The sequence below is a fragment of the Aquabacterium sp. genome, from assembly GCF_048860245.1.
Lineage (GTDB): Bacteria > Pseudomonadota > Gammaproteobacteria > Burkholderiales > Burkholderiaceae_C > Aquabacterium.
Genome location: NZ_JBLIZW010000035.1, coordinates 58,409 through 83,810 on the forward strand (window position 1 = coordinate 58,409; position 25,402 = coordinate 83,810).

A 25,402-nucleotide genomic window follows, 5' to 3' on the forward strand; every position below is an offset into this window, starting at 1 on the left:
GCTGAAATCAGGGCTGCAGGGCTGTGCTGATCTGGCCGGCCAGTTGGGTGGTCAGACGGGTCAGCGCGCTCGCGTAGGCCTGGGCGGTGCCGTCAGGCAGGGGCTCGGTCACGGTGAGGCGGGTCAGCCGAATGGGCGTGGTTTGACGGGGGCTGCTCAACCACCACACCACCGATGCCTGAACTTGGCCGATGTCGCGGCGCGCATCCAGCGCATCAAACCTGACATGAAGGGTCGGGGTGGTGGGGGCGCTCACATCGCAGGGTGCTGCGCAGACGGCCCTGTGTTTGGACAAAGCTTGGGTCAACTGCCTTGTCAGTCCAATCTCCAGACGTTCTGCCCAGCGGGCATCAGGCCATTCAGCCAGTGTGGCCGCGCCATCGCGGTAGCGAACTCGGCTGCTTTGCAGGTATTCGGGGATGTCCACGCGTGCAACGACCCATTGCGGCTCGATGGTCATCACCGTGCTGGCGCGGAGGTCGTCAGGTGAGGGCGGCAGTGACAGCAGCGATAAACCGGGCGTACTCTGGTGTGCACAAGCACTCAGCAGCATCAGGCCGCTCAAGAATGTGATGGCGCCCAAACCGGGCCCTATCCGTCGACTCATGGGCGTGTCCTTCCGAAAAGCAGGCTGCTGGGATCTTCGTCCAGTTGGTCGGCAAAAGATCGCATGGTGCGGGCCGCCTGTGACAAATCTTGTGCGGCACTGTTCAGGTCGGTACGCAAGGCGGAGCCTGGGGCGCTGAACTCGGCCAGGTTGTGCATGGCGCGTTGCGCTTCTTCCGCAGCTTGGCGAGAAGCCGTCAAGGTCTGGCGCAAACCTGGCTGCGTGTCTTGCAAGGTCTGTTTGGAGACTTCGCTGAGTTGTTGAATGGAGGCGAGCGTCAGATTGGCTTGCGTCTGCACCTGTGCCAAGGCCGTTTCGGCTGCCTGCAGGGTCTGGCGGGCTTGCTCGCCGGTGGTGCGCAACTGCTTGCTGCTGCTTTGAATGGCCGTCTGGCTGACTTTCAGCGTCTGATCCAAGGTCGCCATGGTTTGCCGCAATTCCGCAACCAGATCTCCCAGCGGCAGGCTTTGAACCTGGTTGAGCAGGGCGTCCAGCTTGTCCTGAACCGTTGGGATCTCGGGCAGCGGTGCTTTGTCGCCAGCCACGAGCACGCCAGGTGTTTCGGGTCTGAAATCCAGTTCGACGGCCGTTTGTCCGGTGACGATGCTTTGCAGAATCAGGCGTGCACGCAATCCTTTGGATACCAGTTCAGGCAGGTCCACGGCTTGTGCTGCTTCTCCGGCGCGGCCCAGTTGCAAGGTGTCGGTGCTCAAGGTCAGTCGGACCGGGATGCGTGTGATCAAGGTGCGGGGATCCACCTCGACGCCAATGTGCGTGACTTCGCCCATCTTGACGCCCCGGAAGGTGACCGGCGCGCCGATGTACAGCCCTTTGACACTGCCACCGAAATACACCATGGCCTGGTGGCGCTGGGTGAACAGGCTGGACTTGTTCAGCGTCAGAATGCCGCCCACGATCAGTGCCAGCGTCAGCAACAAAAACGACCCAACCCAAAAAGCATGTCGTTTCATGGCGTCTTGATCTCCTCACGGTGCATGAAGGCGCGAACGGTAGGGTGGTTGCTCTCGTCTCTCATCTTGACAGGGGATCCGTGTGCAATGGGTTGCTTGCTGTCTGCGTCGAGAAAAATCCCGTCGTCAGCCAAAGCATAGATGCTGGGCAGCTCGTGCGTGACGATGACGATGCCTGCGCCCGTTTTGTCGCGAATATCCAGGATCAGTCGATCCAGCTTGTGCGAGCTGATGGGGTCGAGCCCTGCCGAAGGCTCATCCAGAAACAGCATGTGGGGGCGCGCCACGATGGCGCGGGCCAGTCCCACTCGCTTTTTCATGCCACCGCTGAGGTCCGCAGGCATCCGATCACAGGCTTCCGACATGCCCACCCACGCCAGCACCTCCATCGCGCGGGCGCGTTGCTCGGCAGGTGAAAGCTGTTGCTGGACTTGCAGGGGCAGCAACACGTTGTCCAGAACCGTCATCGAGGACCAGAGTGCGGCACTCTGAAACAGCACGCCAATGTCCGAACGAAGTTGTTTGCGCATGGCATCGTTGCTGCGCCAATAGTCCTGTTCGCCATACATGACCTGCCCGCTGGCGGGCTCCAGCAAGCCGATCAGGCATTTCATCAAGGTGCTTTTGCCGCAGCCACTGCCACCCATGACGGCCAGAATCTGTCCCGACGCCAGTTCCAGATGGATGTGTTCCTGCACAAGGGTGTGGCCGTACTGAAGCCGCAGGTCATGGACGCGGAGCAGTGCCATGTCAGATCCCCAGTGCGTCGGCACACACGGCAAACACCGCATCCACGGCAATGACGCCCACAATGCCTGTGACCACGGCACGTGTGGTGGCGCGACCCACGCCTTCGGCGTTGCGCGCAGAGGTCAGGCCATGGTGACAAGCCGCCAGGGATACCAAGGCCCCAAACGCCATGCTCTTGAAAAAGCCCAAGCCCAAGTGGGCGGCAGTCAGTGCGTTCATGCTTCGGTCGAAATAGGCCGCAGGCGCCAGGTCAAGCAGGGAAGCACTGACGGCGTAACCACCCAGCAAGCCTCCTAAGCATGCAAACAGATAGAGCAGCGGCAGCAACACGAGCAGGGCAAACGCCCGCGGCAGCACCAGAAAATCCACCGCGTCCAAGCCCAGCACCTCAAGGGCATCCACTTCTTCGTTGGCCTGCATGGAGGCCAACTCTGCGGCGTAGGCCGCCCCTGTTCGGCCGCACATGACCACCGCAGTGATGACGGCGGCCATTTCTCGGGAAATCGCAATGGCCACCAGATCGGCCACAAAAATGCCCGCACCAAACTTGGTCAGTTGCACGGCGCCGACAAACGCGATGATGGCGCCAACCAACACATTGACCACCAGGACGATGGGCAAGGCTCGTGCGCTGGCGTCGGCCAGCAGTCGTGCAAGATCTTGTGGGCGGAAGCGCCAACCGCCGCGCAGGCCTCTGCCCACGGCGAGTACGGTATCGCCGAGCAAGGCAACGGAGCGTTGAAATGCCATGACCATGTGAGCGTTATAGCGTGCCCGCATGAGTGCGAAAAGAACACACCAACACAATTGTGAGACGGGTAGTGCACGGAAGATGAAAATCAGGCTACAATAGCTTTCTCAGTCGGGGCGTAGCGCAGCCTGGTAGCGCATCTGCTTTGGGAGCAGAGGGTCGTGAGTTCGAATCCCACCGCCCCGACCACTTCTTCAACGGGCCAACATCGCAAGGTGTTGGCCCGTTTCTATTTCCGGTCGGCGGGCGCGTGCGTCAAGGACGCAGGCCTCAGACCCTGACTCAACTTATCCCCGTTTTCTGTGGATAAGTGTGTTGGCAATATCGGGGCAAAGTGTGATGAATGAGGCATTCCCCTAGGGGTGAACTTAACTTGCCTCAAAAATAAGCACGCATCACAAACTTGGTTTGGGTTGAGATGCATCGACTGCTTTATTGACGCATGCCTGGCAAATGCAGGCTTGGCCCTTCTGACTCGGCGGGACGAGCGCGAGCAGAGATTGTGGGAAATGAACGGGGCGACACCAGCACGGCTGCGACAGATCACCACAGCTTGCCGGGGTGCAAGCGTTGGGGCCACCGCAGATCGGACAGACCTGGTTGGGTAAAGCTTGGGGTAAGTTCAAAATGGGATAGTGAGGCTCAATGAGGTGCCCATTGAAGCACGCCCGCGACGGCAATCATGATCATGCCCGTCAGCACCACCAGCCACAGTGAACCACCTTTGCTCTTTCGGCGAGACTTGCGGCGAGTCTGGTGCGTCATCAGTCGAGAATCGTACGAATTGGTCGAATGGAACCCCGACGACTCGTCATATTTCTGCTGCCACCATTGCTGATCTTTGTTGTGCATGGCTGATCTCCCCAAAACGACCTGCACCGATCAGTTTGCGCTTTCTGTGACAAATTGTGTATCCCAGGCTTGCGGGTTATGTTCCCATCCGCGGCCAGGTTTGGGTGGTCCCTAGCTGCCTCTGCATGAATGGGATGAGGGCCCTCGCGACCGACATCGGGTCATCGGCAAACGGAAAGTGGCCGCTTTGAGGCAAGGTCACGATCTCGGCGCCGGGGAAGGTCTCGCGCTGCTGCTTGGCATGCGACACGGAAATGTAAGGGTCCGCTTCTCCCCAAATGACCAGTGCGCGAAAGTCGTGGGGCTTCAGCATGCGGCTGAGCAGTTCGCCCTTTTCCTGCAGATCGCTGGTCGCACGATACAAACGCAAAATCGCCCGACGGGTGCCTGCGTCCATCTCCTCATACATGCGATCCAGGAATTCGTCGGGCAATCCTCTCGGGTTGCCAATCCGCATGACCGCCTTGAACCCGATTCGATTGGTCAGCGCCATCTGCAGTTCACCCAATAGTGGTGTTCGCCAGATGCGTGCCATGAAGTGCCATCGGTAGTTCTTCAGCACACCGGTATTGATCAAGGTGATGCTGCCGACGCTCAACGGGTTCATCGCAGCCCACATCAGTCCCCATGGGCCACCAAAGTCGTGCAGCACCAGATGTGCTTTCAGCACGCCCAGTTGGCGGAGCGCTTCACCCAGAAATGTTGCGCCTCCCTCGACCGAGTAAGGGTACTCGTCTGGCTTATCGGCTTGTCCGAACCCAGGCATGTCCATCGCAATGACCCGACCCAAGGGCGCGGTCTGCTCCATCAGATAGCGCCAATCAGCGCATGAGCCCGGGTTGCCATGCACAAACACCACGGCCTCCGTGGCTTTGAGGTCGGCTCCCCCCTGCAGTACGCGGGTTTGAATGCCGCAAGCACTCAAGTGGCTCTGCTGCAAAGGCCAGCTGATCTGGGATGGAATAGGCATGTCGCAGTTCCACTTTGATGGCACGTTTAAAACGCATCATCATGAAACGGTGTCCTGCAGTGCCCGGGGGAGGACTTGCCCGCAGTTGGCGCATCATCCCCCTTAGATGAGGCGTCTCAGGCGGTCACGTTGTAGCCTTCGTCGGCAATGGCCGCTGCAACGGCTTCACGCGACAGCGTGGAGGTCACCGTGACTTGCTTACCAGGCAAGTCAACGGCGACGGCCGCATCGGCATCTTGTGTTTGAATGGCCTGTGTCACTGCCTTCACGCAGTGTTGGCAGCTCATGCCCTCAACGGTCAATTGAAAAGTGCTGGCGGTACTCATGGCGGTTCCAATGTCTCTGTCGGCAATAGGATGTCAACCGCTCATGCAAGCGCGGTCGAGGGATACTCCGGGATGTATTGTGAAACGATTTGAGCAGTCAGCATGACGTTGAATGAGCAAACCATGAATCAAGCCGTGGCGTCAGGCTCCATTGAGTTGTCGGTACGTGGCATGACCTGTGCGGCGTGTGTCGCACGCGTGGAGCGGGCCTTGAAGAAAGTGCCTGGGGTCGATGAGGCGCAGGTCAATTTCGCCACAGAAGTCGCCACGGTCCGTCCCGCCACCGATGCCAGTGCCCCGGATGCGGACTCACTGACTGAAGCACTCATCGCCGCAGTGGCCAAGGCCGGGTACGTCGCGCACCACCAGGCGCCCGATGCGCCCCTTGACGATGCGCCCGTGTCTTGGTGGGCTGTGTGGGGGGCAGTGTGTGCGGGGCTGTTGGCCAGCCTGCCGTTGGTCCTGCCCATGCTGTGGGGTGCGCACCATTTTTGGCCCGCATGGGTTCAGTTCATGCTGGCGACCCCCGTGCAATTCATTCTGGGCGCTCGCTTTTACAAAGCGGCTTGGTCAGCCTTGAAAGATCGCAGCGGCAACATGGACCAGCTGGTTGCGCTGGGCACCACGGCTGCATGGGGGCTTTCGTGCTGGCTTTGGTGGTCTCAGTCAGGTCATGCGCATGGCGGGCATGCTGAGCCAGATCTCTATTTCGAGTCCTCTGCCGTGGTCATCACGCTCGTGCTGCTGGGCAAGGCCTTGGAGGCCCGGGCCAAGCGTCAAACCACGGCCGCGATCCGAGCGTTGCAGGCATTGCGTCCCGGAACCGTCCGTCGCGTGGGGCCAGATGGCGCGGTGGATGTGCCGTTGCACCAGGTGGTTGTGGGGGACGAGCTCATCGTCAAAGCAGGTGAGCGGATTCCGGTGGATGGCACCTTGACGGTGGGATCCAGCCATGTCGACGAGTCCATGCTGACGGGCGAACCCCTGCCGGTCAGCAAGGCGGTCGGCGACCAACTGACCGGCGGCAGCATGAACGTCGACGGGCTGATCCGCCTGCGTGTGACGGCCGTGGGCGGCCAAACGATGTTGGCGCACATCATCCGCAGCGTGGTGGATGCGCAAGCCAGCAAGGCCCCGATTCAACGTGTGGTGGACAAGGTGTCCGCCGTGTTTGTACCGACCGTCTTGCTGGTGGCCTTGTTGACCGGCGCTGGGTGGCTGATGGCGGGCGAGTCGATGGATGTCGCGCTGATGCGTGCCGTGGCTGTCCTGGTGATTGCCTGTCCCTGCGCGCTGGGGTTGGCCACGCCCGCAGCGATCATGGCAGGCACCGGTGCAGCGGCTCGGCAGGGCATTCTGATCAAGGATCCGGAGGCGCTGGAGACCGCGCACCGAGTGCAAGTCGTGGCATTTGACAAAACCGGAACATTGACCCGGGGTGCGCCGCGGGTCTTGGCTTTCGAAGCCTGGGCAGATAGCGGTGCAGCATGGCCTCAGCCTTTGCATCTGGCGGCAGCTTTGCAGTCGGGGAGCGAGCACCCCCTGGCCAAGGCAGTCGTGGCGCATGCGCTCGAAAGCGGGCAGGGGCCTGCCGATGTGGTGCGTGTCCAGAGCCTGACCGTGGTGGCAGGCAAAGGCGTTGAGGGCGTTGTGGTTTGCTTGGCCGCCGGCGAGCAGGCTCCGGACGCACAGCGTTGGGCATTTGGCAGTGCGCGATGGGTCAGGGAGTTGGGGGCACAAAGCGACGACGTCTCGGCATTTGAGCACAAGTGGTCTGACGAGCAAGGGGCAACCGTTTCTGTTTTGCTGCGACAGCAGCCGAGCGATGTCTGGGTGCCCGTGGCAGGGTTTGCTTTCGGTGACGAGCTGAAGCCAGGCGCTGCCGAGGCCGTGGCGCAGTTGCACCGGATGGGTGTGCAAACGGCGCTGATCTCTGGCGATGGGGCTCGATCGGTCGAGATGATGGCGGCCAGATTAGGCATTCAACACATTTGGTCGGAGGTTCTTCCCTCAGACAAAGCCCGCTGTGTTCAGCAACTGCGAGCTGCCCAATCGACCGCACCCAAGGTGGTGGCCATGGTGGGGGATGGCATCAACGATGCTCCGGCGCTGGCTGCTGCCGACATCGGGATGGCGATGGCCAATGCCGGGGGCGGGACGGACGTTGCCATGCAGGCTGCAGGTGTTACTTTGATGCGTGGTGACCCATTGCTGGTGCCGGCAGCCATCGATGTGTCCCGCAGGACGGCCACCAAAATCCGTCAGAACCTTCTCTGGGCCTTTGGTTACAACGTCGTGGGGATTCCGTTGGCGGCGTTTGGTGGCTTGAATCCGATGCTGGCCGGTGCCGCCATGGCCCTCAGTAGTGTCAGTGTGGTCACCAATGCGTTGCTGTTGTCTCGCTGGCGTCCGACTCGAATGGGGGCAGGGGTGGGTGTCTCGCCTAAGTGACAAGGGCTTGCACTGGCGAGTGAACCTTGATGCATGGCGTAAACTTCAGTTACCAACTGCCAGTAGCTCAGCTGGATAGAGCACCCGCCTTCTAAGCGGGCGGTCGGGGGTTCGACTCCCTCCTGGCAGGCCAGCGGCACTCAAACCACCACAGGGCTCGCCTTCTACATGTTTGGTTCCATCAAGCGTTTGATCGGTGCGGGCGCACAGTCCAATAAAGCTGCCCATGTTTTGGCCAATTGGGCCAAAGCTGAAGGGCATGCTTTCAAGCACGTGAAGCATGCGGGTGGCAAAGGCTACGCTGTCGAATCTGCAGCAGGTTGGCGCGTGGAGTGGGGCACCTCCCAACGCCCCTACATCGTTGGCAGTGAACTGCGCTTTCGCTGTGAAACCGGTGTGGAGCCGGATGTTCAGATGGTGTTGCTGACAAAGGTTCTGGCGCAGACGCTGGAATCGGATGTATTCAGCCGCTACACCAATGCCATGCAGACACAGGTCGACACGTCCTTGCCAGACGAGATGCGCTGGCTGGCCATCCACCCCAAGGTCAGTGTGGCGGAATCAGCCACACTCAACCGCCGATTTACTTTGCTTTGCAATGCAGGTGAACAGGCCAAGAAATGGTTTGATGCTTCGTTGATTGAGGCGTTCGACCGTGCCGCCGACTGTTGGTGGAGCGATGCGCTGGTGCTGGTGATCACCCTGAATCGGGGGATGCTCACCGCCCGGATGTCCGGACAGCCTCTGGAAGTTGCCCAGCTGAAATTGGTTGGAGAGTTGTTTTCATGCTTGGCCGACAGACTGCGTGCCGCAGCGTGAAATATGCAGCTTCATGCTAGAGTGAAAACTTAGGCCTTGTGATGCACCGATATGAATAAGATCAAGCGGGTATCGGCCGTAGTTCTTGCTGGAACCACATTCGCTCTGACGCCCGGGGCGTCTCACGGCTTGGGCTTCGGACGCCCGAGTAGCCATGCCATTTTGGGAGAGCCCCTGCGGGTCAAGGTGCCCCTGCGTCTTGAATCTGGCGAAGACGTGGATGACAGCTGCGTCTGGGCAGAGGTGCTGTTCGGTGAGGACAAGCTGCCTGCGGCAGACGTGTTGGTCATTGTTCAATCGACCTCGGGCGGTGAGCGTGTTCTCAAGGTCACCACCGGTCGTGTCGTGAACGAGCCCGTGGTGACGGTGACGCTGACTGCAGGGTGCCAGGGCAAGATTTCTCGTAAGTTTGTGGCGTTTGCGGATCCTCCTGGCATGAGTGCGGCGGGGATGGCGGATGCGCCAGAAGCCTCGCAAGACACTGGGCGAGATGCTGCGCCTGCTTCGGCTGTGACCGCGCCGGCGGCGCCCGTCGTGCGGCCTTCGCGTCCGAAGTCTTTACCCAAAAAGACGGTCAAGCCAGCAGCGACATCCGGCGCTGCTTCATCCGCTGCGACACCGGACATGCCCGACGCGGCCAGTGTGGCTGCCGCCGCGGCATCGGTGCCGAATGCCCCCGTCGAGTCACCTCTTGCCAAGGCGCGCCGCTCGCTGGTCTTGAATCCGGCGCCCAAAGTTCCCAAGGTCAAGTCGGGACGATTGGTGCTGGATCCGGTCGAGGCAGACGCGACCAACGTGCCAGGCTTGCGCATGGTGCCGGGCATGGATGCGCCGCCCAAGGAAGACGATAAATCTCCCGATTTGCTGGCCCGACGTGCTGCCGCCGCGGCGCTCTGGCAAGCCCTGAGCGCATCAACGGAAGAGTTGGCGCGTAATCGCAAGCATCTGGAAGAGTTGGAGCAGCGCTTGGCCCAGCTCCAAAAGGATGGGGACACGGCGCGCGCCACCGTGGCGGCCTTGGAGGCTCGCGTCAACAAGCCCGATTCTGGCGGTGAGCGTCTGTGGATTTTGGGGCTGGGAGCCCTCAGCTTGTTGACCATGGGCTTGGCGGGTTACATGTGGAACCAGCTGCGTCGTCGTCAACGGTTGGATGAGGCTTGGTGGCAGCAGCAGGCTGCCTCTGTGCCCGCGGCTGACCTGGAACCTGTCGGTGCACTGGCCTCACGCGAAGAGGCTGTCCGCGAACCGCTTGCCTCGGCCGTTGCCGAAGTGCCGCGTGCAGTCGAAAAGGCGCAGCCTGTTTCAGCGCCCGTTGCGCGAGTGCCCATGGCATCGGTGGTGGCGAGCCACGATACGCGTTCGGTGGCTGCTGAGCCGGCACCCCCGGCGCAGAAGCCTGTGGAGCCAGCCCCGGCTACGGTGTCGAATGGTCGGCCGACTCGCCGCTTTGAGCAAGAGTCCTTGCGTGCCGTGTCGGTAGAAGAGCTGATCGACCTGGAGCAGCAGGCAGAATTCTTCATCGTGCTGGGGCAGGATGACGCGGCAGTGGACTTGCTGGAGTCGCATGTTCAGAGCGCAAGTGGCGCAAGCCCGCTTCCGTTCCTCAAATTGCTGGAGATCTATCGCCGCCTTGGGCGCCGAGAAGATTACGAGCGCGTTCAGTCAGACTTCAACCAGCGCTTCAATGCCTACGCTCCCGCGTGGGAGGCCGACCTCCAGCACGGTCATACCCTGGATGACTACCCTGGCGTTCTGGAGCGCTTGCAGGCTTTGTGGGCGACGCCCGCGCAAGCCATGGAAGTGCTTGAGAAATCGCTGACGCGGCCCGATAGTGGCGCTGAGACGTTTGAGTTGCCCGCGTATCGCGAGTTGCTGTTCCTCTACGCCATTGCTAGGGACTTGTCTGAGCGTGACACCGAGTCGCGCAGCCGAGTGGACCTGATTCTGCCCGTGACGGGTCAGGGTGGGGCGATGTTGTCCACAATCCCGCTGCCTGTCCCGGTGCCTCCGCAGGCTGACATGGAGCCGTTGATGGCAACGCGCCCGGTCAAGGCCATGCCAGAAGTCAAGCCAAGTTTGAGTCTGGATCTTCAACTCGATGATCTGGAAATCATCGAGCCGCGGAAAATGGGCTCTGCGCCTGAGCCAGGTTCGATTGACTTTGAGCACATCGACCTGCCAGACGTGCAGGCCCCGCCAAAGCCGTAAAACTCAAAGCCCGTGATCGCTGCCCATGGGGGCCTGCGTGCCGGGGCCTGAGATGGCTTGCAGGATCATGGCTTTGGTCAATCGATCCGAGATCAGCTCTGCGAACGCCAACACAAACTGACGCAGGTAAGCGCCGCGCTTGAAAGCGATGCGGGCCAGGTTGGCACCAAACAGGTGGCCCACGGGGCGCCAGATCAATTCGGCTCCCGGCGTGTTCATCGTGGGGTCGTCTTTCACCGCCATTTCGGCAACCAAACCGATGCCCAACCCCAGCCGGGTGTAGGTCTTGATCACGTCCGCGTCGATGGCCTCCAGCACGACATTCGGATGCATGCCGCGGTGGGCAAAGGCCATGTCAATGCGTTTGCGTCCCGTGAACGACGGGTGGTAAGAGATCAAGGGCTCTGCCGCCAGGTGCTCCAGCGTGATGCGTGGAACGCTGGCAAGCGGGTGCGTCGCGGGCATCACGGCGACGTGTTGCCACTCGTAGCACGGCAGGGTAACCAAATCGGCAAAATCGCTGAGCGACTCTGTGGCCAGTCCAATGTCGGCGACCTCGTCCAAAACCATTTGAGCCACCTGCTCGGGCGTACCCTGATGCAGGCTGACGGCAACCTTCGGGTACTTCTTGCGCAAGGCTGCAACGGGTTCGGGCAGAACGTAGCGGGCTTGGGTGTGGGTGGTGGCAATCGACAGGGTGCCGGCATCCTGCTTGGCGTATTCGTCGCCAATGCGCTTGAGATTGCCCAACTCCCGAAGGATCACGTCAATCGATTTCAGGACCTGCTGACCTGGCTCGGTCACCCGCTTGAGGCGCTTGCCGTGGCGAACAAAAATGTCCACGCCCAACTCTTCTTCCAGTTCCAAGATGGCCTTGGAAATGCCTGGCTGAGAGGTGTGCAGCGCCTTGGCGGTCTCGGTCAGGTTCAGGTTGCGGCGGGCAGCTTCGTGGACGAAGCGAAACTGATGCAAGTTCATGGCGGATGGTCGTTACCGAGACGTGCTCAGTTTGCGCGCGCAAGCGAAAGCGCAGAGGTGGCGAGTGCTTCGATGAGGATGTCGGTTTCCCCCACGGCAGGACTAAGACGCCAAGCCACACCTGGGTGGGCTTGCGCCAATTCGTCCATCAGTCGGGGCAAGTCCTTTCGAACATGCCCGCCCGCGCCGAGGAACAGTGGCACAACGGTCACCGACTGACAGCCCTCTTGTGCGAGCTGTGCGCCTGCCTCCAGCAAGGTCGGCGTCATGAATTCCAGGAAGGCCAGCGCCACGTGCTGCTCGGGGGCCTGCGCTTTCAAGGCCCGGGCGGCGGCTTCAAATGGGCGAGACCAAGCGGGGTCGCGTGCGCCGTGTGCGAACAGCAAGATGCCGGTGTGGGTCATGGTGTGCTCAGCGGTATCGAACCAGCCATGCAAATGCACTCATGGCCAGTAACAGGTAAAACAGGCTGGGTGTAGCCGCTGCCAGCCAAGGCTGCCAATCGTGCAACAGTCCCAAATGGCTGGCAATGTGGTTGGCCAGAACAAAACTGATGCCGAGCATGATGCCGCCAAAGATCTTCAGGCTCATGCCCCCGCTTCTGGCATGGAGGTAGGCAAAGGGCAGTGCCAGCGCCACCATCACCAGGCACACCACCGGGTAGAAGACTTTTTTCCAGAATTCCGACTCGTATCGCTGAGCGGCCTGAGCATTGCTCGCCAAGTGCAGCGTGTAATGCCACAGCGCGTAGGCCGACATGGTGTCAGGGGGAAGAACGGACGCGGCAACCACCAGAGGGGTCAGGCCGCTCTCCCATGCCATCGTGTCAAGCTGAGACTCCGCCACGAAGGGCTCACCTCGCTGAACGGCTTCGTCGCTGATCCGGTCTGTTGCGGTCCAGCGTGTTTCTTTCACCTGTGTCAGGTGCCACACCGACCCGGTGTTGGGCGCATTCAAGGGTTCGATTTGCGCAGCTTCGGCAGACACGCGACGCAGCAAACGCCCCGAGCTGTCGAACTCAAAAATTCTGACGTCGCCGAGCACCTTGTCGCTGGTGGCCGAGCCGACGTTGACCGTGATGGTGTGACGCCCGTCAGGTGCTTGCCGCTGCTCACGCAGCCAAGTGCCCCCTGTCCCGAGACTCAGCCCTTGCTGCGCGCCAAAAAGTGACTTGTGTAGCGACAGCTGGTGTTCTGTCCAGGGTAGCAGCCAGTTGCCGAGCGCGACGGTCATCCCTGCCGCCAGCAGGCCCAGCACGGTCAGCAGTCCCAGTGCGCGCTCAGGGCCAAGGCCGCCGGTCCGCAAGATGGTGAACTCGGAGGTCTGCGCCAAGCGGGCCAAGGCAATGATCGCGCCGATCAGCAGCGAGATCGGGAAGATGTCGTAGAAGTGCGCGCCCTGCATGTAGAGGCACGTCATCATGGCGTCCAGGGTCGTGTAGCCGCCTTTGCCCAGCTTACGCACTTCTTCAACGAAATCGATGAAGAAAAAAAGTGCGGAAAAGGCGAGTGCCACCATGCCGACCTGTCGGATGACCGCGCGATAAATCAGTTTGCGCACGGTTCTCATGCGGTTCCCCCGTTTGGTGCCGCAAGGGCAGGAGCCGGTTTCACTGCGCGACCGGGCAGGGTGGCGCCGTCACGCCACCAGATGACCAGCAGGGCGCCGATCGTCAAGCCGCCGTGTAGCAGGCCTAAGCAAGCCAACCAGTGCAGTTTGCCTTTGGCCACCCAAGACTGACTCAGGCTCAGCAGGTTGAAATACACCACGAAGACGAGCAAGGCATAGACCAGGTTCCAGCTACTGTTGCGGCGGGCATTGCCTGAAGCCAGGCTCAAACCGGCCAGTACCATGTTGAACGCAGCCCAGATCAAGCCAAATCGCCAGACCAGCTCGGAAGTGGCTTGCTTGTCGCCAAGCATCAGCAACTCAGGGGTGGACAGCCCGCGCACATCGGTGGTGGTCAGGGTGGGGTCTGGGGCATCGCCCACCAAGATCCGCGCTGACTCAAAGCGCGACAAGGTTTTGTTGCCGGTTTCCAGATCGGTTTGTGTGCGCTCGCCCTGTCGCAAAATCAGATAACGCAACCCTTTTTCGTTGACGAGGTTGCCTTCCTTGGCCGTGATCACGGCCTCCTGCTTGTCAGCGGTCAGCACCATGAAGACATTGCGCCCGACTTGCTGCCCATCGCTGTGGCTGTCAATGAAGAAGACGCGCTTGCCGTTGGCAGAGGCCTGGAACTGACCTGGGGCCACCCGCGCCATGTCGGAGCGCTGTTCGAAACGGCGCTTGATGACTTCGGTTTGGTTCTGTGCCCAGGGGCGGGCGACAAGGGTGGTGAAGGCCAACAGTGCGATCACCGGCCAGGCCATGCGCGCCAATGGCCCGATGAAGTCGAACTGCCGTGCGCCACTGGCTTGCCAGACGACCATCTCACTGTCTCGCCACATGCGACTCAGCACGGTCACCACCGACACAAACAATGCCAATGCCAGCAGAACGGCCAACTGACCAATCACGGTGTAGCTCAACACCAGGCCAACATCTGTCGGGGCCAGTGCGCCCTTGGTGGCCTGGCTCAGGATGCGGATGAGCACCATGGTGACCACCACGGTCAGCAGGACCACCAGCGTGCCGATAAAACTGCGCCAGAGTTCACGGCGCAAGGAGGAATCGAATAACATTGTCTGAATCTGTTTTAGTCGTCCATTATGGACTTTCACTGCATGGACTACCGCGCATCTGTGGCCCAAGGGCCCGCTCTTTCTCAGGTCAATGCCGACGCGCTTGTTTTGGTGCTCACGCCAGAGCAGAGTGTGACCGGCGATCCGGCTCTGGATTCGTTGATCAAAGATGCCGTCAGCGCGGGCGATTTGACCTTGAAGGCGGGTCGAACGCTGTATGTTCATCGGCCCAATGGCGCCAAGGTCACTCGCGTGTTGCTGGTGGTGAGCGGAGATGACTCGGCCAAGTCCTTCAAGGCAGCGGTACTCAAAGGTGTGGCAGCCTTGAAGGATCTCGGGGTGGCGCACATGGCTGTGGCAGGTGCGCTCGGCCTGAACCTCTCTTGCGAACACGCTCACTCGCTGGTCTTGGCTGTGGCTGAAGGCACCTATGTGTTCCGCCAGACCAAGCCGTCTGCCCCCAAGCCCGTGGCATTGAAGAAAGTGACCGTGCTGTGTGGCCCCGACGAGTTGAGCGCAGCCAAGTCTGCCTTGGTTCGTGCACGTGGCGTTGCAGAGGGGATCTCTTTGGCGCGCGAGTTGGGGAATCTGCCGGGCAACTATTGCACGCCCACGCACCTGGCCAATGAGGCGCGCCAAATCGGCAAGAACTTCAAGCACGTCAAGGTTGAGGTGCTGGATCGTCCGGCGCTGGAGAAGCTCAAAATGGGCTCCTTCTTGTCCGTGACCAACGGCTCGGCGCAGCCTCCCAAGTTCATCATTCTTCGCTACCAGGGCGCCTCTGCTGTACAAGCGCCAGTCGTTTTGGTCGGCAAGGGGATCACATTCGATACCGGCGGCATTTCGCTGAAGCCCGGTGCCGGCATGGATGAGATGAAATACGACATGGGTGGGGCTGCCAGTGTGTTGGGCACGTTCCGCGCCATTGCGGAATTGCAGCCCAAGGTCAATGTGGTGGGGCTGATCCCGACTTGCGAGAACATGCCCAGCGGCACCGCGACCAAGCCCGGTGACGTGGTGACGAGCATGTCCGGTCAAACCATCGAAATTTTGAACACCGATGCCGAAGGTCGCTTGATCCTGTGTGATGCTCTGCCCTATGCCGAGCGGTTCAAGCCGGCGGTGGTGGTGGACATTGCTACCTTGACGGGCGCCTGTGTGGTGGCCTTGGGTCACCAGCACAGTGGCCTGTTCTCGTCAGACGATGATCTGGCCCAAGCCTTGTTGCGTGCCGGTCAACAGGCGCAAGACACCGCGTGGCGCATGCCCATGGACGAGGAATACGGGGAAAGCCTCAAGAGCAATTTCGCCGATTTGGCCAACGTGGGTGGGCGAGATGGTGGGGCCATCACCGCTGCGGTATTCCTGAGCAAATTTGCGAAGGCCTATCGTTGGGCGCATCTGGACATTGCAGGCTCTGCGTGGAAGTCGGGTGCGGCAAAGGGCGGTACAGGTCGTCCTGTCGGGTTGCTGACGCAATTCATCCTGGGGCAAGCTGAGGCGGGCCAGGATGCCTTGAAGCCGCAAGTGGCCAAGGCAGTTGGCAAGACGAAGGCAGCGCCCGCTCGCAAGGCCGCAGCGCGTCGCGTGGCTTGATTGACGTCAGGGCCTGTCGCTGTGTTGGGTACGGTCGAGTTTCACTACGGTACGCGAGACAAGATTGGCTATGCCTGCCGCTTGTTGCGCAAAGCCTATCGGTCAGGGGCGTCGGTTGCCGTGACCGGTGCGCTGCCTGATCTCAAGGCGTTGGACCGGCAACTCTGGGTCTTTGATGACGTGGAGTTCTTGCCTCATGTTCTGGCGGCCAGCGAGCAGGCCATGCCCGATCGGTTGCTGGAGACGGCCATCTGGTTGACCCAGGACCCGCGTCAAGCTCCTGGTGAGCGCAGTATCCTGATCAACATTGGTCAGAGCCTTCCCGAAGGGATGGACCGCTATCCACGGGTCTTTGATATTGTTTCCAGCGAAGAGCAAGACCGGCGGCTTGGTCGTCAGCGCTGGAAGGCTTATGCCGGGCAGGGCTGGCAAGTGAATCCCCACGAAATTCAGGAATGAACCAGTCTTCACAACCTCATCCTGCTCAGGTGCCACTCCTGACAGAGGTCATCGAAATTGATGCGCCGCAGGTAGCGCCCCCACAGGGTGCCGATCTGTTGGATCCACCGCAGTTGATCGTGACCCGTGGTTTGCCCGAGGAGCCCACGCCTGCCTGGACGCCCATGTCCACGGTGATCTTGCCGATTCTGGACTCGGTGGTGTCTGCCGACGAGATTTCACCAGAGTCGGGAGAGTTGGTGTTGACGCAGGAGCCTCAACCCCTGCAGCAAGTGCCGACCGTCGTCGCTGAGGGGACGGCTGCACAGCAGCCTGTGGATGAGGCTGAGGCTCCGCAGGTCGTGGACGAGTCCGTGAGCGGTGGGGCTGTGGATGTGGGCATCGACGAGGGGGCGCTGACGCAGCGTGTCATGGCCGATGTCCAGCGACGCATCGACAGCATGCTGGAGTTTCGTTTGCGCGAGGCCATGGCGCCTGTGATGGCGCGGCATACCGAGGCGCTGGTCCGCGATTTGCGTGATGAATTGGCCAGCACCATGCGCGATGTGGTCAGCCGTGCTGTGGCGCAGGAAGTTGCCAAACTGCGGCAACGTTGATCTCGTCCTTTTCGCACTCAACCTTGGCTTTGAACGCCATATCCAACCCAGGAGTTTTGTGATGGCTTCCTCTGTGAATATGCATCGGTTCGCACTGACTGTCGGTGCTGTGATGGCGAGCCTTGCGGCGTCAACCGGTGCGCAAGCGCAGACCGTGGTCCGGATCGGGCACGTGGGTCCGGTTTCCGGCCCCCAGGCTCACTATGGACGAGACAACGAAAACGGCGCGCGCATGGCGGTTGATGAGCTGAATGCGCAAGGCGTGTCGATTGGTGGCAAGAAGGTTCGTTTTGAGCTGGTTGCCGAAGACGATGCTGCGGACCCCAAGCAGGGCACTGCTGCGGCGCAAAAGCTGTGCGATGCCAAGGTCAATGGCGTGGTCGGACATCTGAACTCTGGTACGACCATTCCTGCAGCGAAGGTGTACAGCCAGTGCGGGCTTCCCATGATCAGTCCCTCGGCCACGAACCCCGAGTTGACGCAACTGGGGTACAAGAACGTCTATCGCGTTTTGGCCAATGACAATGCTTTGGGGTCTGGGTTGGCGCAATACGCCGCCAATACGCTCAAGCTCAAGAAGGTGGCCATCATTGACGACCGCACGGCTTACGGCAAAGGCGTTGCCGAGGTGTTTGCCAAGACAGCCAAGAGCCTGGGGCTGGAGGTGGTGAGTCAGCAGTACACCAATGACAAGGCGGTTGACTTCATGGCCATCCTGACGGCCATCAAGAACAAAAAACCTGATGGCATCTTTTTCGGTGGCATGGACCCACAGGCTGGACCGATGTTGCGACAAATGCAGCAGCTGGGCCTGACCAAGACGTATCTGTTCGGCGGCGACGGCATTTGCACGGACAAGCTGGTTGACCTGTCGAGTGGTGCTCGCACCTTGTCAAATGTGATTTGCGCCGTAGGCGGTGCTTCGCTCGACAAGCTGCCCAATGGCAAGACTTGGCGCGCACGCTATGACGCGAAGTTCCCCAAGCAGTTCCAGGTCTACTCGCCTTACACCTACGACGCGACCATGGTGCTGGTGGATGCCATGAAGCGGGCCAACTCGGTTGACCCCAAGGTGTACGGCCCGAAGCTGGCCGATACCAGCTATCAAGGTGTGACGGCGAAGGTGATGTTCGAACCTTCAGGGGATCTGAAGAATCCGGCCATGACGTTGTATGTCTACAAGGATGGCAAGAAAGTGACACTGAATTGAAGAAGTCCTCAAAAACTTGCTATAGTTGAGGGCTTCCACGGAGAGGTGGATGAGCGGTTTAAGTCGCACGCCTGGAAAGCGTGTGTAGGTTAATAGCCTACCGCGGGTTCGAATCCCGCCCTCTCCGCCAGGATAGTAAAAAAACCGCCTATACGGGCGGTTTTTTTTCGCCTACTCCCGCGTGTTTGCGCGGGTTAATGCGGGTTCTTGCTTACTTCGCACTGCTGGGCTGGAACGTACTTCCCGGCCAACTCTCTCTCTAATGGCCCGGGGTTCTCCGCAAACTGACGGCGGTGGTGAGGGGCGAAGTAAACGAGTGGTGGGGAACGCTGCCAAATATATCAATCACTTAGCGCCTAACTTTTCGACGGGTTTTTTCCTTGGTTTGGCAGGCAAGGGAAACCGCCATTGATAGATGCCAAAGGTAATACAGTGGCAATGGGGTCGCTCCCTCGATAAAATTCTTTTTCTATGCCGAAGATTTCAACCCCATCCTCGCCGACGTTCAGCCGGCTAAACGCAGCCGCTGCCCTGATCCCCGTGATTCAGTCAGGTCTCGCCGACACCAAATTGTCGCGGGAGCGAGCAGCCAGCATGACCGCTTTCATCGAGTGGGCAACTACCATTGAGCCTGAAAATTCAGCCGAGCAGAAATTGCTGGATGAGCTAACGGCTGGCCTAGAGAGCCTCAAAGCCGCGCTTGCAGCATGATTAGACAGGCGGGCTCTTGCGATGTGCAGCCACTTTGAGTCCGTCAAAGAACGCCAAGTACTGAAGGATCACTTCCGGCTAGGCAATGTGCCGGAAGGTGGCAAATGGGATATGTGGCCCGGTTACCTGGGGCCGTTCATCCGCCGCCATAAATTCGTCGACGTCGGTGACGATGCTGTTCCTGAACGCGAAGCTTTGCTGGGTTCATTCGGCCTGATCCCGCACTGGGCGACGGATACCAAGATTGCTCGCCAGACTTACAACGCCAGATCGGAAACGGTTGCCGTCAAACCCAGCTACCGTGATGCCTGGAAGAAGGCGCACCACTGCATCATCCCTGCTGACGCGTTCTATGAACCAGACTGGCGATCCGGCAAAGCCATTCCGACTCGGATCTCGCGTGTCGATGGTGAGCCCATGGGGATCGCGGGTCTCTGGTCATGGTGGAAGTCGCCCAAGGGGGATGTCCAGCACAGTTACACCATGCTCACTATCAATGCGAATGAACATCCGCTGATGAAGCAATTCCACAAGCCCACCGACGAAAAACGGATGGTGGTCATCCTGCCAGAGGATCGCTACGACGAGTGGCTCAGTGCGACCCCAGAAACGAGTTCAGATTTCCTGTGCCTTTACCCTGCCGATGCGATGAAGTGCGAAGCATTCCATGCAGGGCATCAATCCTTGTTCTAAGTCGGTAAACGACCCTCAGCGACCCTACCTGGTATCCCGGGTTCTATGGCTCGTGATTAGGTAGACCGGCCGTTGGCGGCGACTGCTCAGCGGCAAGTCGTCGGCCTTTGCGGTCGTTGGCGTAAAGCGCCCAATCGGGCGGCAATTCGTCTCTTACCTGCCGCCCAGCCTTACCTAGCCATCGGTTGCTCAGCGCGCTTTTCAGGGCGGTAGGTTTAGAGGATGTCATCTCTCCTCCCAGTCTTCCACACGTACGAATGGGCATCGGGTCCGACCTGCCTCAAGCCGGATGCCAGGTTGAACGACAGTTCCTATGCACGGGCGAGGCGGTTAGTGCTGATTCTGGAGGAGAGCGACTGCGATGCCCGGTTGGGCGCGCCAGCCACCGATAGTCGATCAACTCGCTTCTAAGCTCTCCAGCAACTGATGCCTGCTCTTTAGGTCATGCAGATACTGCGCGTCCTTGCAGCGAGCGATCGCCTCCTGGGAGTAGGACCTAGACAAAGGAAAATTCTTCAGCTTCTCTGCGCACTTGCTCAATTGATCGAAGTAGATCGCCAGCCTATCGGAGGCCTTCGCGTCTCGCTCGGCAGATTCGAGTGCTAGCTCTGCGGTGTGGAGTGATGACTCAAACATGCCCAGTTCCAACTGTGCCCTCGACTTCTGATAGAGGAGCCAATGATCGACCCTGTCAGGATGGATCTTGTCAATCCGATCGAGCGCCAGTTGCGGCATGCCCGCCGAGATGTACGTTTTTGCAATGACCCTCGCTACAAACGGATCGACCACTTGCGATAAATCCAGTGCTGCCGCAAATGTGGCCGCACTTTTGTTGATGCGGGCCTGCAGGTCGTACTTCCCGAGTCGGCCAGCTGCTGTCGCGGTGTTCGTCAAAGACTCGCAAGCACTGGCCCACTGCTTTCGCTCCACGGCGCTTGGCGGCATGGCGAGCAGCTCAGGCAGAGCCTCTGCTAGAGTCACACACACTGCCGAGTGGTGATAGCCAAACACGGAGGTAAACGACAAGTAGGCCTCGTAGAACTGATCTAAGCCTTCTAACGCCGACATCGCAATGGCTTCTGCGAGTCGCTCCACATACACCGGATTTGCCGATAGTTCATCGCATACAATCCGATACGAGCGCAGGCGGGCGATCGCGGCGAGCGAAACTCGCAGCGGGACAGACGATAGTTCGGCGAGCATCCGATCGATGAGCCATCGGATGGCCCGCTCACCTTCCGATTTCAAGTCGCCTGTTGCCTCTCTCTGGGTGCCAATATGTGCTATCTGCCCGTACGTCGCGTGCCAGTCAGGGCGAAGCTTCAGGACCTCCAGGAAGCAGGCAAGAGCTTCTTTAAGCATGCCACACCGTCTAAGTGCCTTCCCTCTGTGATGCATGAGCTCGGCTCTAATCTCATCCTCGGCACCGGCATCCAGAGCCTGCTGATACGCCGTCGCACAATCCTTGTAGTACTGCTGCCGGGCAGCATGATCGTCAATGGTGTAAGCATGCGCCTCCTTAGCGTCAACAATACTGAGCAGTTCAGCGAGTGAGCTCTTCGCATTGATCTCATAGGTGTGCAGATCTGCCCAACATTGACGCACCTGCCGGTCTACCTGCAGCAGCGAATAGAGAAGCCAGTCTGGCTTCCTGGCCTTGCGCGCTTCATCAGCGGCGCGCAGTTGGTCCGAGCACAAGTGAATTTCTCGCAAAACGCTCGGCACCATTTCACCACCTACCTTGCCGACATACGCCGCAATGGAGTCTGCAATGGCCAATGATCCAGGCGTTTCCCTGACTGCCTCACAGATCAGGTCGTGCACCTTCAGAACACCCGGAGCCGCTCCTTGTTGGAGAATTGCTAGCCGCTGCAGGTTTACCCGCTCGATCTGACCGATAAAGTGGGCCAGGAAGCGCGAGTCATGGATGGCCGACCCGGAATCGGCAATCTTGACCAGCGCGGCGAGATTGTTCGGCTCAAGTCGCTTGAGTAGCGACTTCATGATCGAAGTGCCGTCACCTTGAGAAAGCGCGTCGGGATTGCCGAGGACTTCGCTATAGAGGTCATCCCTAGAAATATCGCCTAGTTCCACAATGTTGCGTGTGGTGGCAAGAATCAGCGGTGAGAACCTGCATGCTTCAACAAACTTTGAACCCAGTGCACTCAGTTTCTCTGGCCCCTCACCTAAAATCTTCGCGGCCGTCTCCGGAGAAAGACGTGGAGTCGCGACATAGAGCGCGCTCCCTGGCGAGTTCAGCTGAGACGTGACGAGTACGATGCCGCCGAGCGCAAAACCAGCCTGAAGCTCCGTGAACATCGAAAGATCAGTTGCGCGCTCAAGGCTGTCGATGACTAGAATCGATTTTCGAGAATTGAATGCGCCGGCAACGTTGAATGGAACGCCGCCTCTCGCGCGCTGGACCGAGCTCAGTGGTTTGTCCTTCTTCCAATCTTCTCCTGAAATCCAGATATAGTCCTCGAAACCGCCTACTTCCCTGTGGACGAAGTCGATTGCTGCCTGCGTTTTTCCTGATCCGCTTAGCCCGTACAGGACACAGATGTTGTTTCCGGCAGCAAGATGCGCGCGCACGGCGTTAAGGATCGCCTCTTCCGGCTGGTAGGCCTCGCAAGCCCCAGGCACTCTCCCGTAGTACTCATAGTTCTGAAGGTTCTGGGAGAAATCGGGGAAGAAGTCAGCAAAGAATGCCGCCGATTCAGCGCTGGCGATAGAGAAATCGTAGATATACTTTGCCAACTCCCGCGCATCGAGAATGTTGACGAGGTCGGCGTAGCGCTTCCCGTGTTCTGTCGAGCGGAACTTTGCCCGAAAGGATTCCGGCTCCTCTTGACTGGCAATCAAATAGATCTTCTTCGGGGTGCCATGGGTCAAGGCGTGATCGATATCGTTCTCAATCTTTCCGAACTTGGGAGGATCGTCCTTGTTAGCGGAGTCTTCAAAGTAATCCTTTTTGGCGCTGTACTCGCCTACTACAGATCCGTCCTGAGAGAACGTGTCCACGGTATAGCCGACCGGGCGATAGTCCTTGTTCAAGCCGTGATGGATTAGCCGCTTCACCTCGATGTGTTCAATGACTGCGTGTCCGACCAGCTCTAGCTCGGACGCCCCCATCACTACTATCTCGTCAATCAAGTCGTGGATGATTCTCTTTTTTATGTGTTCGAATTGCATTCTGACTCCGGAAAGTTGCTGGAGATATAAGGTGAAATTTCAAGTGATGTCGCGCCATAGAACTCTTGGTCGTGCGAACACGATTGGTTTGAAATCAGTGGCACGGTGCGACGGCAGGATCAGCAATTATCAAAACTGATGCCTAGATCCATGTAAACCGATCTGAGCTCATCGTCTGTGAGTGGCCACAGGCTCTTCGTCTCTGCTGGCTTAGAAGAGGCAAGAAGATAGGCGAGCAAGATAGCCGGCTGTCGATACAAGTGATGTGTGTCTCGACGCTTCGCGATACAAGTTGGAATGTAGCTTTTTTGTTGTATCAGCCTGTCCAAGCGGTCTGCAAGGTCCAGAGGGATTCTGTCGGAAAATGCCTCAATGATCAGCATGTTGGACTTTTCGGCCTCTGAGTCTGCACCAACATACTTCTCATACCCACGAGCCAAGGCATTCATCGCTTCGCGGAAGGGCTTTGAGGCAGCGGAAAGGTCGTCCATCACGATCACAAAGAAGTCGTCAGCGGCTTCGATTAGAGCCATGCTTTTTGCGACTGTTCGCTTTGTCTCGGCCGATGCCGACTTCTTGGGCTTGTAGATCGTGTCGTGGGTTAGCTCACTGTGCGCATGTTGGAGCAACGTGCGGACCTGTATCTCGCACGGTGTCCCGGGAGGTATCTTGAAGCCAGAATGGTGAATCTCCTTCTTGGCACGCACCACGTAATGGACCGACTGATAGGCAAACTCAAGGGGGCGTTCGCGACGTTCTTCTTCATAGTCGCGATCTTTTGAGGCTTCCCAGTCATCGCAATCTTCAATGGCCTGCTGGACCAAGGCAATTTCCCTGGAGAGCAGCACCACAAACCTCATGCCTACCTTGTCAGTTATTTCACCATAGGGGTCAGCATAGGGCTTGTTGCGGAATAACGCTTTGTCGACAAGCGACTTAGCCTCTTTGAGCCTTGGCTCAGCTGGAATTTTAAGAAAATAGCTGAGGCTAACAGGTGGGGCGTCACGAGAAAGTAGCCTTTCTAGGTAGAACTCAATCCGGCTGCGGACATAGTCTGCCCACGCACTGAAGATAGGCCGCTCTGCTTCCCAGCGTGTGCGAACCTCTTCTTCTGTCATTCCTGAGTCCTGATTCTGTCCTTGACCGTAATCTGCGTCCAAACTGGAATATGACCATGTTCGTCCTCATCGCCATCGACGGTCTGAAGCCTAATCATGCTTTCGAACTTGTCGGCAGGGACGATCAGTTTGATCTCGTTCGAGAAGCCCACTTTCCTATAGCGGAGCACGCTTGTTACATCTGCCAAATCCTTGTGAATGGCTGTGTCGGGGAAGTCTCTAGCAGTCATGAACTCCGTATAGGCATCCCGGAGCACCGGATCGGCAAGGTAGGTTTGGGCGAAAGTAGAGGTCTGGACTGTGGGCGTTTGATCTACTTTTAGGTAGGTGACAAGCGCATTGTACAAATCGAGTTTCTGTTCCTCGGGCAAGTCAATGCCACGAATGAACTCTTTGGTATGGTCGTGGAATTCCCGGGTCCTCCGTGCGCTTGTCTCAGGAAAGGTGCAGCCAAGGAATCCTTCATAGAAGTACTGTGCGGCGGTGAGCTTGTTTACAGAGATATTGTCATCGTAAATGAACGCCTTCCAGCCACCTGGCACCTCAAGCGCAGGATCGATTTCGACGAAGAGCCCAATCTTGTACAGCTTGGTTTGCGGTGTCAGGAGCAAATCGTTGAGGTATCGGAGCGAGATTGAACCATCTGCCTCCGTTTGCCGCGTGAAGCCACTGTGTGTTTCCGCCTTGATAAGGCCCACAATACGCTTGGCTGGGTGGCCTGCGGTGCCTGTGAATACGACCAGAATCCCGCCTGGGAGGCCACGGCTGGTTTGAGCGGTGGCAAGCTTATTCGCGGCATTGGCCGATCTGGTTATGAACAGAGGATCGTCAAAATCTACAAGCTGATCTGCCAGAGCACACATGCTGCCGGGGCCGGAATCGACAATAGTCATCTCTAGCGCACGGGAGGCTTTCCCCATCGCATCCATGATCCTTGAGCACAGGGCTTCGACCCCATGAGGATCAAGCGCAACCAGAGTCGTGCCATACGCTGGCGGGACGATATTACGGTCATTGTCACGCTTAAAAACTTCATGAGTGATGATCCTGTCTATCGTTAGGTTCTCGAATATCATTGCCCGCCCGCAGCATATACAAAACCTAATTATGACCCGGGTGTCATTTGTTGGATAGTTCTACCTGAATCGCACTCAATTCCATAGACGTACTTGAATGTCTCGTTCGGTCGCGGTGAAAACTATGGAACCGTTGCCTATGTATCGCCGAATCGAGAAGCTGCCGCGCAGCGCGGTCTGCCCCTGAACGGCAAGTATCCAAGCCATTGCGGCCCTTAACTGCTGGGCACCTGAACGTCGGTAAAGGCCGAGGTCCTTCCGTAGGTCTTCCGGCAGGTTTCAGAGTCAACCGGACCTTTGATGGACGGATTCGGATAGTCGATGAACGGCAGGTCGTGGCCGACTCCAAACAAAGTTATGTCACAACAGGCAACTCATCCCAAC

At 58.9% G+C, this 25,402-nt stretch carries 24 protein-coding genes and 3 tRNA genes; 12 read left to right on the forward strand and 15 right to left on the reverse strand.

Going from position 1 to position 25,402, the window contains the following annotated elements; genetic code table 11:
• Positions 1–7: 7 nt before the first annotated feature.
• From ACMV18_RS04015 to ACMV18_RS04030, 4 genes are read right to left on the reverse strand one after another with little or no spacing between them, the layout of a single operon-like run.
• Positions 8–607 carry a PqiC family protein gene (locus tag ACMV18_RS04015; RefSeq protein WP_420816773.1) on the reverse strand — a complete coding sequence of 200 codons (600 nt, stop codon included), beginning with the start codon at positions 605–607 and terminating at the stop codon, positions 8–10.
• A complete protein-coding gene (locus tag ACMV18_RS04020; protein WP_420816774.1) occupies positions 604–1,578 on the reverse strand; it encodes an MlaD family protein in 975 nt (324 codons plus the stop codon). The genes ACMV18_RS04015 and ACMV18_RS04020 overlap by 4 nt, the downstream gene beginning before the upstream one ends.
• Positions 1,575–2,327 carry an ABC transporter ATP-binding protein gene (locus ACMV18_RS04025; RefSeq protein ID WP_420816775.1) on the reverse strand — a complete coding sequence of 251 codons (753 nt, stop codon included), beginning with the start codon at positions 2,325–2,327 and terminating at the stop codon, positions 1,575–1,577. Before ACMV18_RS04025 ends, ACMV18_RS04020 begins: the two co-directional genes overlap by 4 nt.
• A 1-nt stretch (position 2,328) precedes the next feature.
• The gene (locus ACMV18_RS04030) at positions 2,329–3,078 is read right to left on the reverse strand and encodes an MlaE family ABC transporter permease (protein WP_420816776.1); all 750 of its coding nucleotides are present in this window, start codon (positions 3,076–3,078) and stop codon (positions 2,329–2,331) included.
• Positions 3,079–3,191: 113 nt separating this feature from the next.
• Between ACMV18_RS04030 and ACMV18_RS04035 the strand changes: the two genes are divergently transcribed.
• Positions 3,192–3,268 (forward strand) — tRNA-Pro (locus tag ACMV18_RS04035).
• Between the two features lie 206 nt (positions 3,269–3,474).
• Here ACMV18_RS04035 and ACMV18_RS04040 read toward each other — a convergent pair.
• The 4 genes from ACMV18_RS04040 to ACMV18_RS04055 form a co-directional block, all read right to left on the reverse strand.
• Positions 3,475–3,759 (reverse strand): cysteine-rich CWC family protein, encoded by a 285-nt coding sequence (locus tag ACMV18_RS04040; RefSeq protein ID WP_420816777.1) that lies wholly within the window; start codon positions 3,757–3,759, stop codon positions 3,475–3,477.
• Complete coding sequence (locus ACMV18_RS04045) at positions 3,722–3,931, reverse strand: hypothetical protein (protein WP_420816778.1); 210 nt, start codon at positions 3,929–3,931, stop codon at positions 3,722–3,724. The genes ACMV18_RS04040 and ACMV18_RS04045 overlap by 38 nt, the downstream gene beginning before the upstream one ends.
• A 76-nt stretch (positions 3,932–4,007) precedes the next feature.
• Complete coding sequence (locus tag ACMV18_RS04050; RefSeq protein WP_420816779.1) at positions 4,008–4,901, reverse strand: alpha/beta fold hydrolase; 894 nt, start codon at positions 4,899–4,901, stop codon at positions 4,008–4,010.
• A gap of 116 nt (positions 4,902–5,017) precedes the next feature.
• A complete protein-coding gene (locus ACMV18_RS04055) occupies positions 5,018–5,227 on the reverse strand; it encodes a heavy-metal-associated domain-containing protein (protein ID WP_420816780.1) in 210 nt (69 codons plus the stop codon).
• Between the two features lie 123 nt (positions 5,228–5,350).
• On the opposite strand from ACMV18_RS04055, the gene ACMV18_RS04060 reads away from it, so the two are divergent.
• The 4 genes from ACMV18_RS04060 (at position 5,351) to ACMV18_RS04075 (ending at position 10,705) form a co-directional block, all read left to right on the forward strand.
• Positions 5,351–7,678, forward strand: a complete 2,328-nt coding sequence (locus ACMV18_RS04060; RefSeq protein ID WP_420816781.1) for a heavy metal translocating P-type ATPase — start codon at positions 5,351–5,353, stop codon at positions 7,676–7,678.
• A 56-nt stretch (positions 7,679–7,734) separates the two neighbouring features.
• A tRNA-Arg gene (locus ACMV18_RS04065) sits at positions 7,735–7,811 on the forward strand.
• A 35-nt stretch (positions 7,812–7,846) separates the two neighbouring features.
• Entirely contained in the window at positions 7,847–8,497 is a 651-nt protein-coding gene (locus tag ACMV18_RS04070; RefSeq protein WP_420816782.1) for a hypothetical protein, read from the forward strand.
• A gap of 186 nt (positions 8,498–8,683) precedes the next feature.
• Entirely contained in the window at positions 8,684–10,705 is a 2,022-nt protein-coding gene (locus tag ACMV18_RS04075) for a hypothetical protein (RefSeq protein ID WP_420816783.1), read from the forward strand.
• 3 nt (positions 10,706–10,708) lie between these two features.
• Here ACMV18_RS04075 and ACMV18_RS04080 read toward each other — a convergent pair whose 3' ends face one another.
• Genes ACMV18_RS04080 through lptF form a run of 4 tightly spaced genes read right to left on the reverse strand, consistent with a single transcriptional unit; the run spans position 10,709 to position 14,367 of the window.
• On the reverse strand, positions 10,709–11,683 hold the full coding sequence (locus ACMV18_RS04080; RefSeq protein WP_420816784.1) for a CysB family HTH-type transcriptional regulator: 975 nt from the start codon (positions 11,681–11,683) through the stop codon (positions 10,709–10,711).
• A gap of 26 nt (positions 11,684–11,709) precedes the next feature.
• Entirely contained in the window at positions 11,710–12,087 is a 378-nt protein-coding gene (locus ACMV18_RS04085; protein ID WP_420816785.1) for a sirohydrochlorin chelatase, read from the reverse strand.
• Positions 12,088–12,094: 7 nt separating this feature from the next.
• On the reverse strand, positions 12,095–13,252 hold the full coding sequence (gene lptG, locus ACMV18_RS04090) for an LPS export ABC transporter permease LptG (RefSeq protein ID WP_420816786.1): 1,158 nt from the start codon (positions 13,250–13,252) through the stop codon (positions 12,095–12,097).
• Positions 13,249–14,367 carry an LPS export ABC transporter permease LptF gene (lptF, locus tag ACMV18_RS04095; RefSeq protein WP_420816787.1) on the reverse strand — a complete coding sequence of 373 codons (1,119 nt, stop codon included), beginning with the start codon at positions 14,365–14,367 and terminating at the stop codon, positions 13,249–13,251. The genes lptG and lptF overlap by 4 nt, the downstream gene beginning before the upstream one ends.
• A 42-nt stretch (positions 14,368–14,409) precedes the next feature.
• On the opposite strand from lptF, the gene ACMV18_RS04100 reads away from it, so the two are divergent.
• The 7 genes from ACMV18_RS04100 (at position 14,410) to ACMV18_RS04130 (ending at position 19,632) form a co-directional block, all read left to right on the forward strand.
• Positions 14,410–15,963, forward strand: a complete 1,554-nt coding sequence (locus tag ACMV18_RS04100) for a leucyl aminopeptidase (protein WP_420816788.1) — start codon at positions 14,410–14,412, stop codon at positions 15,961–15,963.
• Between the two features lie 21 nt (positions 15,964–15,984).
• Positions 15,985–16,422, forward strand: coding sequence for a DNA polymerase III subunit chi (locus ACMV18_RS04105; protein ID WP_420816789.1), 438 nt, complete (start codon positions 15,985–15,987; stop codon positions 16,420–16,422).
• Positions 16,419–17,018: a hypothetical protein gene (locus ACMV18_RS04110; RefSeq protein WP_420816790.1), complete on the forward strand. Its 600-nt coding sequence runs from the start codon at positions 16,419–16,421 to the stop codon at positions 17,016–17,018. The genes ACMV18_RS04105 and ACMV18_RS04110 overlap by 4 nt, the downstream gene beginning before the upstream one ends.
• A gap of 61 nt (positions 17,019–17,079) precedes the next feature.
• Positions 17,080–18,228: a branched-chain amino acid ABC transporter substrate-binding protein gene (locus tag ACMV18_RS04115; RefSeq protein WP_420816791.1), complete on the forward strand. Its 1,149-nt coding sequence runs from the start codon at positions 17,080–17,082 to the stop codon at positions 18,226–18,228.
• Positions 18,229–18,267: 39 nt separating this feature from the next.
• A tRNA-Ser gene (locus ACMV18_RS04120) sits at positions 18,268–18,358 on the forward strand.
• 341 nt (positions 18,359–18,699) lie between these two features.
• On the forward strand, positions 18,700–18,939 hold the full coding sequence (locus ACMV18_RS04125) for a hypothetical protein (protein WP_420816792.1): 240 nt from the start codon (positions 18,700–18,702) through the stop codon (positions 18,937–18,939).
• A gap of 21 nt (positions 18,940–18,960) precedes the next feature.
• The gene (locus ACMV18_RS04130) at positions 18,961–19,632 is read left to right on the forward strand and encodes an SOS response-associated peptidase (RefSeq protein WP_420816793.1); all 672 of its coding nucleotides are present in this window, start codon (positions 18,961–18,963) and stop codon (positions 19,630–19,632) included.
• Between the two features lie 396 nt (positions 19,633–20,028).
• Here the strand turns inward: ACMV18_RS04130 and ACMV18_RS04135 are convergent, their stop codons facing one another.
• The 3 genes from ACMV18_RS04135 to ACMV18_RS04145 form a co-directional block, all read right to left on the reverse strand.
• Positions 20,029–22,824 carry a hypothetical protein gene (locus tag ACMV18_RS04135; protein WP_420816794.1) on the reverse strand — a complete coding sequence of 932 codons (2,796 nt, stop codon included), beginning with the start codon at positions 22,822–22,824 and terminating at the stop codon, positions 20,029–20,031.
• 119 nt (positions 22,825–22,943) lie between these two features.
• A complete protein-coding gene (locus tag ACMV18_RS04140; RefSeq protein WP_420816795.1) occupies positions 22,944–23,942 on the reverse strand; it encodes a GTP pyrophosphokinase in 999 nt (332 codons plus the stop codon).
• Complete coding sequence (locus ACMV18_RS04145) at positions 23,939–25,018, reverse strand: nucleoid-associated protein (protein WP_420816796.1); 1,080 nt, start codon at positions 25,016–25,018, stop codon at positions 23,939–23,941. The genes ACMV18_RS04140 and ACMV18_RS04145 overlap by 4 nt, the downstream gene beginning before the upstream one ends.
• Positions 25,019–25,402 lie beyond the last annotated feature (384 nt).